This is a genomic window from Aestuariimicrobium soli (assembly GCF_051192575.1).
Lineage (GTDB): Bacteria > Actinomycetota > Actinomycetes > Propionibacteriales > Propionibacteriaceae > Aestuariimicrobium > Aestuariimicrobium soli.
Genome location: NZ_JBPJSQ010000006.1, coordinates 282,442 through 294,944 on the forward strand (window position 1 = coordinate 282,442; position 12,503 = coordinate 294,944).

General features: G+C 71.7%; 8 protein-coding genes. 4 read left to right on the forward strand and 4 right to left on the reverse strand.

The features are described 5' to 3' along the window. Nucleotides 1-546, reverse strand: a complete 546-nt coding sequence (locus ACSDQ9_RS08095) for a YbaK/EbsC family protein (protein WP_435145866.1) — start codon at nucleotides 544-546, stop codon at nucleotides 1-3. 176 nt (nucleotides 547-722) lie between these two features. Here ACSDQ9_RS08095 and ACSDQ9_RS08100 point away from each other — a divergent pair, with 176 nt between their 5' ends. Continuing rightward, nucleotides 723-3,641, forward strand: a complete 2,919-nt coding sequence (locus ACSDQ9_RS08100; RefSeq protein WP_435145868.1) for a polysaccharide lyase family 8 super-sandwich domain-containing protein — start codon at nucleotides 723-725, stop codon at nucleotides 3,639-3,641. On the opposite strand, the gene ACSDQ9_RS08105 is transcribed toward ACSDQ9_RS08100, so the two are convergent. From ACSDQ9_RS08105 to ACSDQ9_RS08115, 3 genes are all read right to left on the reverse strand, one after another. After that, entirely contained in the window at nucleotides 3,540-4,883 is a 1,344-nt protein-coding gene (locus ACSDQ9_RS08105; RefSeq protein ID WP_435145870.1) for an MFS transporter, read from the reverse strand. The two genes, ACSDQ9_RS08100 and ACSDQ9_RS08105, sit on opposite strands and share 102 nt — an antisense overlap. A 77-nt stretch (nucleotides 4,884-4,960) precedes the next feature. Next, nucleotides 4,961-5,488, reverse strand: coding sequence for a hypothetical protein (locus ACSDQ9_RS08110; protein WP_435145872.1), 528 nt, complete (start codon nucleotides 5,486-5,488; stop codon nucleotides 4,961-4,963). 37 nt (nucleotides 5,489-5,525) lie between these two features. Beyond that, nucleotides 5,526-7,148: a molybdopterin-dependent oxidoreductase gene (locus tag ACSDQ9_RS08115; protein ID WP_435145874.1), complete on the reverse strand. Its 1,623-nt coding sequence runs from the start codon at nucleotides 7,146-7,148 to the stop codon at nucleotides 5,526-5,528. Between the two features lie 227 nt (nucleotides 7,149-7,375). On the opposite strand from ACSDQ9_RS08115, the gene ACSDQ9_RS08120 reads away from it, so the two are divergent. From ACSDQ9_RS08120 to ACSDQ9_RS08130, 3 genes are read left to right on the forward strand one after another with little or no spacing between them, the layout of a single operon-like run. Further along, the gene (locus ACSDQ9_RS08120) at nucleotides 7,376-8,773 is read left to right on the forward strand and encodes an MFS transporter (RefSeq protein ID WP_435145876.1); all 1,398 of its coding nucleotides are present in this window, start codon (nucleotides 7,376-7,378) and stop codon (nucleotides 8,771-8,773) included. Nucleotide 8,774: 1 nt separating this feature from the next. Further along, nucleotides 8,775-10,937, forward strand: a complete 2,163-nt coding sequence (locus ACSDQ9_RS08125) for a molybdopterin oxidoreductase family protein (RefSeq protein ID WP_435145878.1) — start codon at nucleotides 8,775-8,777, stop codon at nucleotides 10,935-10,937. Beyond that, the gene (locus tag ACSDQ9_RS08130; RefSeq protein WP_435145880.1) at nucleotides 10,934-12,499 is read left to right on the forward strand and encodes an FAD-dependent oxidoreductase; all 1,566 of its coding nucleotides are present in this window, start codon (nucleotides 10,934-10,936) and stop codon (nucleotides 12,497-12,499) included. The genes ACSDQ9_RS08125 and ACSDQ9_RS08130 overlap by 4 nt, the downstream gene beginning before the upstream one ends. Nucleotides 12,500-12,503 lie beyond the last annotated feature (4 nt).

Genomic DNA, 12,503 nt, shown 5'->3' on the forward strand with positions numbered 1-12,503 from the left:
TCAGGCCGCCAACCCCTCGACCACCTCGGCATGCGGCAACCCCGCCAGCGAGGCACCGGGAACCAGCAGCTTCGCGCCGCGGATGCCCGCGCCGATGCAGACCCAGTCCTGGGCGTGCACGGCGGCGTCGATCCAGATCGGCCACTCGTCCGGCAACCCGACGGGCGTGATGCCGCCGTACTCCATGCCGGAGCGGCCGACCGCCTCGTCCATGGGGGCGAAGCTGGCCTTGCGCACGTCGAGCTTCTTGCGCACGGTCTTGTTCACGTCGACACGGGTCGTCGCCAGCGCCAGGCAGGCGACCCAGCGCTCGTCGTCGCCACGACGCCCCGCCACGAGCACGCAGTTGGCGGCCGACTCCCCGGGCAGGTCGAAGGCCTCGTTGAGGGCGGCGGTGTCGGCCAGGTCGGGGTCGATCGCAAACACCCGGGCATCGGGCAGCGCCGCGATGGCGTGCGCCACCGGGGTGGCGAGCAGGTCGAGACGTTGGCCCGCTGGCACGGAGTCGAGACGGGCGAAGTGGCTCGGCAGGGGTGGAACGGTCATGAGGCCAACCTACGAGCGTCGAGGCTGGCCGGGGGTCGGTGTCTCGCCCACGGGCGCGCACGTCGACTGAGCGTTGTCCACTCATGAGCGGACGTTCGGAGGGTGATCACTCACGATACGGAAAGCGCTATCCCACCCGGGTGGCGATCCCCCGCCTCACCGAAGAGGACCCCCGCATGAGCAATCCCTCCACCGTCCCCCTGCGCATCTCCCGCCGATCGGTGCTCGCCGGCGCTGGCGTCGCAGCCGTCACGGCCGCGCTCAGCAATGGCTTCGCCCAATGGGCCCATGCCGCCCCACCGCTCACCGACGGCGACTACGAGACCCTGCGGCAGCGTTGGATCGACCTCCTCACCGGCCGGCACCTGATCGATCCGGAGGCCGCCGTCTTCGCGGCCGCCCTGACCACGCTCGATGCGTCGGTCGAGGACGCCATGACCCACCTCGTGACCACCCCCGACCGCGCCCAGGTTTTCGATGACCAACCGCTGACCAACGACGCCCTGATGGTGTCGAGCTACACCCGCGTGGCGACCTTCGCCCGGGCATGGGCCACGCCGGGATCGAAGCACCACCAGTCCGCGACCCTGCTCGCGGTGACGCTCGATGCCCTGCGTGACCTGAACCGCATCGTCTACCACGCCGGACGAGCCGAGACCGGCAACTGGTGGTCGTGGGAGATCGGGGCCAGCCGCCAGTTGGCCGACGCCATGGCCATCGTCCGTGACCACCTCTCCCCCGAGGAGATCGCCGCCTACTGCGCCGCCATCGACCACTTCGTCCCCGACCCCTGGACCCAGTTCATGCCACCCCGGCAGGTGGTCACCTCCACGGGCGCCAACCGCGTCGATCTGTGCCAAGCGGTGATCATTCGGTCGCTGGCCAGCGGCGACACCGAACGGCTGCGGCACGCCGTCGACGGCCTCTCGGACACGTGGCAGTACGTCACCAGCGGTGACGGGTTCTTCCGCGACGGCTCGTTCGTGCAGCACTCGACGATCGGCTACACCGGCACGTACGGAGTGGTGCTGCTCGGCGGACTGTCGAAGCTGTTCGCCCTGCTCGCGGGCAGCGGCCATGCGATCACCGACCCCAGCCGCAGCATTCTCGACCAGGCCGTCGAGGGGTCGTATGCACCGCTGGTGTATCGCGGACAGATGATGGATTCCGTGCGCGGTCGCGCCGTCTCGCGGGAGGGAAGCCGCAGCCTCACCGACGGCGACGCGGCCATCGAGGCGATCCTTCGCCTGGCGGAGGCGGTCGAGCCGGCGATGGCCGAGCGGTGGCGCGGACTGTGCCGCCAGTGGATCGAGGCGGGGCGCACCGGGTCGTCCGGTCACGACATTCTCAACGGAGCGAGCATCGTGCGCACCGCCCTCGTGCACGCCCTGCTCAGCTCTGCCGTGGTGGCGCGACCCGACACGGGTGGCGGTCGTCTGTTCCCCGGCATGGACCGGCTCGTGCATCGCGGCGCCAACAACCGCTGGGCGCTGACCGTCGCGATGTGTTCGTCGCGGATCGCGTGGTACGAGTGCGGCAACGGCGAGAACAACCTCGGGGCCCAGACCAGCGCGGGCATGACCTACCTCTACCTCGACACCGATGACGCGCACTACGACGACGAGTTCTGGCCCACCTCTGACCTCACGGCGCCGGCGGGCACCACGGTCGACACCACTCCCCTTCCCCCGAAGGTGGAGGGCGAGTGGGGCGCCCGCTGCCCCCAGAACGAGTGGACCGGCGGCTCGGTGCTCGACGAGTGGTCGCTGGCTGCGCAGCACCTGATCGGCCCCGGAGGCACCGGGCTGACGGCCCGAAAGACCTGGTTCGCGACCCCCGACCTGGTCGCGTGTCTGGGGGCCGACATCACGTGCGCCCCGCAGACCGCCACCCACACGGTGCCCGTGTCGGCCGATGCCCACGTCAACGACGGGTCGCGGGCCGACACCCCCGCCGGCGCGTCGGGCACCCTGCTGGTCAAGTCGGTCGCCACCGTGAACTCCGGGTACACCCGGCACACCTACCTGCGGTTCGCCCCCGAGGCGACTCCCTCGGCGATCGCCAGCATCGCTCTCAACCTGCACGCGCGGGTCAACGACTCCGGCGGCACCACCGACACCGTCGCCGTGTACCGCACTGGCGACTTCAACGAGGCCACCCTCACCTGGAACAACCGCCCTCCCCTGGGCGACAGGATCGGCGAGGTCACCATTCAGGGAGGGTTCGCATGGCGGGCCGTCGATCTCACCGCGTCACTGGCGGACGACCTGGCCGCCGGCCGGGTGGTGACGCTGGCGATCGTGGAGCCCCTCAATGGACGAAGCCAAGGACTCTCAGTGGAGATCAAGTCCAAGGAGGCGGGCTCGGCCACGGCGCCCCACCTGTCCGTGTCGGTCGTCGCGGGTGAGGGCGGGCGCACACGGTCGGTCGTGGACCATCGCAACACGGGGGACGCCGTCGCAGCGTTGGTCGTCGACGGTGTCCGCATCGGCGAGCCGACTCGCATCGAGGAGCCACGGTGGGCCCACCTGCCCGGCACCGGCGGATACGTCTTCCTGGCGCCAGCCGCCGTCGAGGCCTCGGCCATCACCCGGACCGGCTCGTGGCGTGCCATCAACACGGGAGGGAGCACCACCGCTCACACCCGCGGGTATGCCACCCTGCAGGTGCTGCACCCCTCGTCCGGCAGGGGGACCTACGCCCATCTGCTGCTGCCCCACGCGGACGAGGCCACCACCCGCAAGCTCGCGGCCAAGCCACCGGTGACCGTGGTCAGCAACACCGCCCAGGTGCAGGCCGTGACGGCCGGTGTCGTGACCGCCGCCGCCTTCTGGAGTGCGGGATCGGCCGCGGGCCTCACCGTCGAACGACCAGCGACGGTGATCTCGAAGCGCACTCCCGGGATGGCCGACGTCGCCATCGCCGACCCGACCCAGGGCGCCGGGCGACTGGTGCTGGAACTGGCCGATGCGCCCTGGACGCGGGTGCAGGGCTCAGGGGTTCGACTCGAGAGGGTCGGACGAGTCGCCCGGGTCACGGTCGACGTCGCGGGGCGCGGTGGGGTGCCGGTGCGGTTCCAGCTCATGCTGCGCTGAGCCGCCGGGGCTGTCGCCGGACGGGCTGGGGGACGCCGTCTCCCAGCCCGCTGGTCTGGGAATGGTGCGGATCGGCCGCGACCAGATCGTCGCCAACGTCGCCAGCACCAACACCCCGACGAACACCGCGATCGTCACGCGGGCGCCACGCCAGTCGAGCAGGAGTCCCACCAGCCCCGGAGCGAGCGACCCCAGGCCCATCGAGACCACGCCCAGCACCGACTGCATGCGCCCCTGCAACTCGACGGGGGTTCGTCCGAACAGGTAGCCGAGGGCGGACGCGTTGAGCGCCGGCACCAGCAGGCTGACGGCGGCGCTGACCGCCACCAGCACCACGTACGACTGGTCGAGAATGGCCGGCGCGAACAGCGCCGTGTCGACCGCGAGGGTCGCGATCACCAGCACGCCCGTGGGCACGTGAGCGACCAGTCGGGCCGCGAACAACGAGCCGACCAGGGCCGCCACGGCCGAGGCGGCGTCGAGCACCCCCACCTGGAACGGCGTGTGGCCCGTGGCGAGCAGCACGAGATTGAAGGCGAACAACGCCCCACCGAACCCGAAGTTCGTGAGCACCGCGACGAGGGAGACGTGCACGATCACGGACTGTCCCCGCATCCAGCGCAGCCCCTCGAGCAGGTCGTGCAGCACCGACTTCGGCTCGCGCGCCGGCGGTGCGAGGTCACCATTGACCCGCCCGATGGTCAGCCCCTGCACCAGGTGGGCGAGGGTCGTGCCCAGGAAGGGCAGCCAGCTGGTCACCCCGAGCAGCAGGCCGCCCAGAGGGCCGGAGGCGAGGCGGATGGCCGCGTCTCGTCCCTGGTTGACGGCCATCGCTCGCGGGAAGTCCTCGAGGTCGACGACCGAACGCAACGCGGCATCGGTGGCCGACCCGAACAGGGCGGCGAGCACCGCGCCGGCGACGGCCGCCGCGAACACCACCTGCCACGTCAACCAGCCCGCGACCCCCAAGCCGGTGACCGCACCCCAGACGAGCACGCTGCCGACTGCGTACCAGCGCACGAGGCGCCGACGGTCATGTCGGTCGACGATCACCCCGCCGGGCAGCGACAACACCGTGGTGATCACCGCGGCGACGGTGCCGACGGCCCCCGCCCAGACGGCCGACCCACTGAGCAGGTAGACCACCAGCGGCACGGCGAACCCGCGCAATGACCCCCCGACCACGCCGGAGGAGTCCGAGACCAGCCACCAGCGGTAGTTGGCCGACCGCAGGGACGACACCCGAGCCACTCTAGGTCGCCGGGGCCGACCGGGCTGGCATCGGCGCTGACCGGCGGGGCAAGGATGTCGAGCCCGGCTCACGACTCGGGTGCGCAGGCCTTCCCCGCGGCGAAGTCGGCCACCGACATCGACCCACCCTGCGGACGATCCAGCCACACCCGGCCACGCTCGAGGCGCGCGAGGTCGTCGGTGGTGAACGAGAGTCGGGCCAGCGAGTACTGGTCCTTCTTGCCGGTCTCGCTGACCGCCAGCCGATAGGTGGTCGATGGCTGCCAGGCGGGCTGACCGTGGCCGTCACGCCACGAGGGGCCGGGCACCTCGTCCACCCGCCAACTCACGGGCCCCGACGCACTGGTCGGCGACTCCCACACGACCACGTCGACGCTGGTGTAGGGGCCACCGGGGGTGGCCGGTTCGGCGCGCACGTCGATCACGGCGCGGTCGAAGCCGGCGTCGGGCCGGCACGGGTGGGCGTGCGCCACGACCCTGCCCTGGTCGTCGAGTGCCAGCCCCACGACGCCGTAGGTGCGGGGCGAACACGCCCCGAGCAGCGGGAGGGCCAGCAGTGCGGCCAGAGCGATGCGCGCCCGGTTCGCAGAGGTCACGCTGGCTCACCCCACCTTCGTCGACGAGACCCCCACGCTACGCCTTCACCGTCACCTGCACCCCGTGGAGCCCCGTGGCTCCGTCGGGATCGGGACGCGCCTCGGCCTCGATCTGCCAGGCCCCGGTGGCGTCCTGGGCGCGCACCTGAACCAGATGCTCGCCGGGGTTCGCCGTCCACGTGAAGTGCCACTGTCGCCACGTGTCGGACGAGGTGACCTCGGCCAGGGTGGCGGGCTGCCAGGGGCCCTCGTCCACGCGCACCTCGACGGCCTTGACGCCGGTGTGCTGGGCCCAGGCGACGCCGGCGACGACCACCGGACCCGACGTGACCTCGCCGCCGGCACGGGGCACGTCGATGCGCGAGGCGAGCTTGATGGGGCCGCGCGCCGACCAGCCCAGCGGCGTCCAGTAGCCCTGGTCGGCGTCGAACGTGGTCACCTTCAGTTCGACCACCCACTTGGTCGCCGACACGTAGCCGTAGAGGCCGGGGACGACCATCCGCACCGGGTAGCCGTGGGCGCGGGGCAGGGGCTCGCCGTTCATGCCGACGGCCAGCAGGGCCTGCCGGTCGGGGTCGGTGAGGGCGTCGAGCGGAGTGCCGGCGGTGAAGCCGTCCTGGGAGCGGGAGAGCACCATGTCGGCCCCGGGCAGCGGTTCGGCCTCGGCGAGCAGTTCCCGGATCGGCAGCCCCAGCCAGACGGCATTGCCGGCGAGGTTGCCGCCCACTTCGTTGGAGACGCAGGTCAGGGTGGTCACGTGCTCGACCAGGGTGCGGCTGGTGAGGGTGGCGTAGTCGATGGTGAGGGGCTTGCGCACCATGCCGACGATCGAGAGCTGCCAGTCGTCGGCCGAGATGCGCGGCACGACGAGAGCGGTGTCGATGCGATAGAAGTCCTTGGCCGGGGTGACGTAGGGGCTGAGGCCGGGAAGGGCGAGCTCTGCCCCGGCCGGGATCGACGCGGTGGCGGCCGGCGTGGGCAGCGGTGGCACCGAACCCGAGCCGGGAGCGATGGTGGCCTCGAGCACGCGGGAGCCGCCGAACCCGATGACCGTCGCGGCCCCGGCCCCGGTAGCCGCGGTGAGGAAGCTCCGCCGCCCGGCGGGGTCCATCGAACCGTTGGGGAACCGGCGCCACTCGGCCCGGTCGAGCAGGGTGACCAACACCGGAACCGTGACCGCCACGGCAGCAAGCGTGGGCAACGCCGTCAGCGGGAAGCTGGCGTCGGCCCCCGAGAAGGCGGCCGCCAGGCAGACGACCGCGAGCGGCACCACGACCAGCCACTCCAGGTGACGTCGGCGGGCAGCCAGCAGTCCGGCCACCGCGCCCAGACCCAGGGCCACCACGGCGACCCCCGCGAGCAGCACCGGCTTGTCTGCGGTGCCGAGGTTCTCCTTGCCCCAGTTGACCAGATCGGCCGGGAACAGCTCGATGAGTCGGTTGCCGATCGCGGTCACGGGAAAGGCGGCGGGGTCGACCAGTTGGGCCACGAGTGCCGAGATCGCCAGCCCGGCGGCGGTGGCGAGGGCACCACAGCCCGCGGCCAAACGCCGACTGATCGCGCGACCACGCGGACGCTCCTGGGGACCCGTCGCCTGGTCGGCCAGATGGCGCGGCGACGTGCTTCGCGGCTGGTCCGAGGGCTTCGGTGCGGTCGTCACTCCCCCATCGTGCTCCGCTCGCCACCCGGAGCCAAGCGGGCGCCGGACGCCCCGGTCACACACCTGGAGGATCGGGGGCGAATGGCCGATCTCACATCGGCGCCGACGGCGATGTGAGCAGGAGTTCGCGGGCGCGTCACACCCGGTTGATCGGTCGAAACATGGGCTGCCTAGCGTGACTGCACAGCGTCGAACACTGACCCCGATCACACCCCTGGGAGCTCCCCATGACCGTGCAGGACATCGCCACCACCGAACCCGCCGAGGCCGGCGTCATCGGCAAGGGCCGCTGGATCGAGCGTTGGACGCCCGAGGATCCCGGTTTCTGGGGCTCGAAGGGGAAGGCCATCGCCGACCGCAACCTGCTCTGGTCGATCATCGCCGAACACATCGGCTTCTCGGTCTGGCTGCTCTGGTCGATCGTCGTGGTGAAGATGTACGGCACCTACGATGCCGCCGGCACCCTCGTCACCTCCGGGGTGAACGGATGGGCGCTGACCGCCGGGCAGGGCCTGACCCTGCTGGCGGTCGCCTCCGGCGTCGGGGCGCTGCTGCGCATCCCCTACACCTTCATGGTTCCGATCTTCGGGGGACGCAACTGGACGGTGGTCTCGGCCGTGCTGCTGCTGATCCCCACCCTCGGGTTGGCGTGGGCGGTCGGTCGTCCCCAGACCCCGTTCGGCGTGCTGGTGGCGATCGCGGCCACCGCTGGCCTCGGCGGCGGGAACTTCGCCTCGTCGATGGCCAACATCACCTTCTTCTACCCCGAGAAGCAGAAGGGATGGGCGCTCGGGCTGAACGCCGCCGGGGGCAACATCGGCGTGGCCGTCGCTCAGAAGCTGGTGCCTTTCGCGGTCGGTCTGGGCGGTGTCGGCCTGGCCGCCGCCGGCCTGGTCTACGCACCCCTGGCGATCGCCGCCGCCGTCTGCGCCTTCCTGTTCATGGACAACCTGCGCGAGGCCAAGGCCGACCCCACCCCCACCATCCGGGCCATGCAGTACCCGCACGCCTGGCTGATGGCGCTGCTCTACATCGGCACCTTCGGCTCGTTCATCGGCTACTCCTCGGCCTTCCCCACCCTGCTGACGGTGGTCTTCAACCGTCCCGACGTGGCCCTCACCTGGGGCTTCGCCGGTGCGCTCGTCGGCTCCGTCGCGCGACCCTACGGCGGCAAGCTGGCCGACCGGTTCGGGGGATCGATCATCACCGTGGTCAGCTTCGTGCTGATGGCGGCGGCCGGATGGGCAGCCGTGATCGGCGTGAAGCAGCAGAACATCGGCCTCTTCTTCGCCAGCTTCCTGGCCCTGTTCGCCCTCACCGGGGTCGGCAACGGCTCCACCTACCGCATGATCCCCGCCATCTTCACCCGGTTGCGCGGGCTCGATCCCGACACCTCCGACGCGGTCACCCTGGAGTTCAAGCGGCAGTCAGCCGGTGCGGTCGGCATCATCTCGGCCGTCGGCGCCTTCGGTGGGTTCGCGATCCCCTTCGTCTACAAGTGGTCGCGGGAGTCGATGGGGTCGATCGTGCCGGCGTTGCAGATCTACGTCGGTGTCTTCTGCGTGATGGCCGTGCTCACCTGGCTGTTCTTCCTGCGCAGGGGCGCCCTGATGGAGCGGGTCTGACATGACCCCATCGTGCGAACCGGGGCCCGCGGCCGTCGCCACCCACTGCCCCTACTGCGCGCTGCAGTGCGCCCAGACCCTCACCCTCACCACCGGCGGCAGGCTGCCGGTCGAGGTGGCTGGACGGGACTTCCCGACCAACCGGGGTGGACTGTGCCAGAAGGGCTGGACCTGTGCCGAGGTGCTGCGAGCCAGCGACCGGATCACCACCCCGCTGATCCGTTCCGGTGAGGGGTTCCGGGAGGCGAGCTGGGACGAGGCCCTCGACCTGGTGGCCGCCCGCATCAGCGCGCTGCGGGCCGAGCTGGGGGCCGACTCGATCGCGGTCTTCGGGGGCGGCGGCCTCACCAACGAGAAGGCCTACGCACTCGGCAAGTTCGCCAGAGTGGCGCTGGGCACCCGCTACATCGACTACAACGGCCGTTTCTGCATGTCGTCGGCCGCCGCCGCTTCGAACCGCGCCTTCGGCATGGACCGGGGTCTGGGATTCCCGCTGGCCGACCTGGGCGGTGCCGACGCGGTGCTGGTGCTGGGGTCGAATGTCGCCGCCACCATGCCGCCGTTCGTGCAGCACCTCGCCGGAGTGCGTTCCCGCGGCGGACTGGTGGTCGTCGACCCGCGGGAGTCGGCCACCGCCAAACTGGCCGGCACCGATGCCACCGGACGAGCCCAGGGCATCCATCTCGCCGCCGTTCCCGGCAGTGACCTGGTCGTCATCCTGGCCCTCACCCACATCGTGCTGGCCGAGGGGCTGGCCGACGAGTCCTACCTCGCTGCCCGCACCCAGGGCCTCGATGACGTCCGCCGCTCGGTGGCAGGCTGGTGGCCCGAGCACGCCGAGCAGGTGTGCGGGGTCCCGGCGGACGACCTGCGGCGCACGGCCCGGCTGCTGGCGCAGGCCTCGCCCGCGCGGGGTGGACGCGGCGCCTACGTGCTCACCGGGCGAGGCATCGAGCAGATGTCGCAGGGCACCGCCGCCGTGCAGGCCGCCATCAACCTCGCCCTGGTGCTGGGACTGGTGGGTCGTCCGGGGTCTGGCTTCGGGCCGATCACCGGCCAGGGCAACGGCCAGGGCGGCCGCGAGCACGGCCAGAAGGCCGACCAGCTGCCCGGCTACCGGTCGATCAGCGACCCTGCTGCCCGCGCCCACGTGGCCCGGGTGTGGGGCGTGGATCCCGACAGCCTGCCCGGCCCGGGGGTGCCCGCGGTGCAGCTGCTCGACCTGCTGGGCACCGACGACGGCCCCCGGGCGCTGCTGGTGCACGGCAGCAACGTGGTGGTCTCGGCCCCCAACGCCACCAAGGTGACCGCGGCCCTACGGTCGCTCGATCTGCTGGTGGTGGCCGACTTCGTCCCCTCCGAGACCGCGCTGCTGGCCGACGTGGTGCTGCCGGTCACCCAGTGGGCCGAGGAGGAGGGCACCATGACCAACCTCGAAGGACGAGTGATCCGCCGCCGGCTGGCCGTGGAGCCCCCAGCCGGGGTGCGCTCCGAGCTGTGGCTCTGGCGCGAACTCGCTGCCCGGCTCGGTGTGACCGAGGGGTTCAGCAGCGACCCGGCCGAGGTGTTCGAGGAACTCCGCCTGGCCTCGGCCGGTGGCGTGGCCGACTACTCCGGCATCAGCTGGCAGCGCCTCGATGCCGGCGAGGAGCTGCACTGGCCCTGCCCCGCCGACAACCACCCGGGCACTCCGAGGGTGTTCCTCGACCGCTTCCCCACCCCCGACGGTCGCGCCCGGATGCTGCCCGTGCAGCACCATGCCCCCGCCGACGACGTGCGAGCCGATGCCGACGTGCACCTGATCACGGGCCGGGTGCTGCAGCACTACCAGTCCGGGGCCCAGACCCGACGAGTGGACGAGCTGAACTCCGCCCAGCCGGGCCCGTTCGTCGAGGTGCACCCCCTGCTGGCCGACCGGATCGGGCTGGCCGACGGAGATGAAGCGCTGCTCACCACCCGTCGCGGGCAGGCCATCGCCGTGGTGCGGCTCAGCGAGGACATTCGGGCCGACACGGTGTTCATGGCCTTCCATTGGTCCGGGCTGGGCAGCGCGAACCGGCTCACCAACGACGCCACCGACCCCATCAGCGGCATGCCCGAGTTCAAGGTGACCGCCGTCCGGATCGAGGCGGCCCACGCACCTGCGGGGGTGATCGCCTCATGAAGGTCGTCGTCATCGGTCACGGCATGGTCGGTTCCCGGTTCGCGGACGACCTGCTCCGTTCCCACGAGGGCGCCCGGGTGACCGTGCTGGGGAAAGAGGATCATGCGCCCTACAACCGCGTGCTGCTGTCGAGCGTCGTGGCGGGCAAGACCGACAGCGCCACGCTGCGGCTACCCTGGGTCGAGTCGGACCGGGCGCAGGTGCTGCGGGGCGTGGAGGCCACCCAGGTCAACCTCGCTGGCCGCACCGTCACCGACTCCCGTGGCATCGAGCATGCCTGGGACCGGTTGGTCTTCGCCACCGGATCACAGGCCCGCATCCCCGACATCCACGGCCTGGCCAATCCGCGCGGCCTGCTGCCGGGGGTCTGCGTGCTGAAGGACCTGGACGACGCCCAGCGCATCCTCGCCACCCTGCCGAGGGCGCGTCGGGCGGTGGTGCTGGGGGCGGGAGTGCTCGGGCTCGAGGTGGCCACCGGGTTGGCCGCCCGCGGGCTCGCCGTGACGGTGGTGCACCACTCCGGCCGGGTGATGGAACGACAGCTTGGTGCCGCCGCAGCCCAGATCGCCACCGGACGGTTGGCCCAGCTGGGGGTCGAGGTCGTCACCCACACCTCGATCAGCGCCGTCACCGATCGCCGCGGGGTGCTGACCGGGCTCTCGCTGACCGACGGCCGCACCCTCCCCTGCGACCTGCTGGTGATGTGTGCCGGCACCGTGCCCGAGACCACGCTGGCCAGGCGCGCCGGGCTGCCCTGCGACCGCGGCATTGTTGTCGGCCCAGACCTGTCGTCCCCGGCCGACCCGCACGTGCATGCCATCGGTGACTGCGCCCAGCCACCCGAGGGTGGCACCGGCCTGGTGGCCCAGGGGTGGCGGCAGTCGACGCGGCTGGTGGCGGCAATGACGGGTACCTCGTCCGACCTGGTGGACGAGCCGACCGACCTCACCAACGTGGTGCGGGTCAAGGCTCCCGGGCTCGACGTTGTGACGATGGGTCTGACCGGTGCGGTCGCCGACACCCAGCGCGAGGTGAGGGGCGAGCGGGAGGTGCGGACGGTGAGGCTCTCCGACCCCGCCATCGGTCGCCACGTCGAGGTGGTGGTGGCGCACGGGCTGCTGGTGGGAGCCACCGTGATCGGCGACCAACAGTGCGCCACGGACCTGTCGGCCATGTACACGCGGATGCTGCCGGTGCCCCGCGACCCCGCCCACCTGATCGTCCGCCCCCTGGCCGGTGCCGCCCGCCCGAGGGCGACCTCGGCGGCCGAGATGGGCGACGACGACACCGTCTGCCAGTGCAACACGGTCTCGAAGGGTCGCATTCTGCAGGCCGTGCGCGAGGGCTGCACCACAGCGGCCGAGGTGAGCAGGCAGACCCGCGCCAGCACCGGCTGCGGGGACTGCGCCGGGCTGGTGGGCGAACTGGTGCGGTCCTGCGCCCGCGCGGCCGGTCAGAGCCCTTCCAGCGCCACCCATGACGTCAGTCAGACCAATCACCAGACCGGCCACCAGACCGGCCAGAACCGGGTTCCCGCACTCGCGGGCCGATCGGAGGGATGATCCC

What these genes read in the sequence shown, in the direction of transcription:
- ACSDQ9_RS08095 (WP_435145866.1), bottom strand. Translation starts at nt 546, where the DNA reads ATGACCGTTCCACCCCTGCCGAGCCACTTCGCCCGTCTCGACTCCGTG.
- ACSDQ9_RS08100 (WP_435145868.1), top strand. Translation starts at nt 723, where the DNA reads ATGAGCAATCCCTCCACCGTCCCCCTGCGCATCTCCCGCCGATCGGTG.
- ACSDQ9_RS08120 (WP_435145876.1), top strand. Translation starts at nt 7,376, where the DNA reads ATGACCGTGCAGGACATCGCCACCACCGAACCCGCCGAGGCCGGCGTC.
- ACSDQ9_RS08125 (WP_435145878.1), top strand. Translation starts at nt 8,775, where the DNA reads ATGACCCCATCGTGCGAACCGGGGCCCGCGGCCGTCGCCACCCACTGC.
- ACSDQ9_RS08130 (WP_435145880.1), top strand. Translation starts at nt 10,934, where the DNA reads ATGAAGGTCGTCGTCATCGGTCACGGCATGGTCGGTTCCCGGTTCGCG.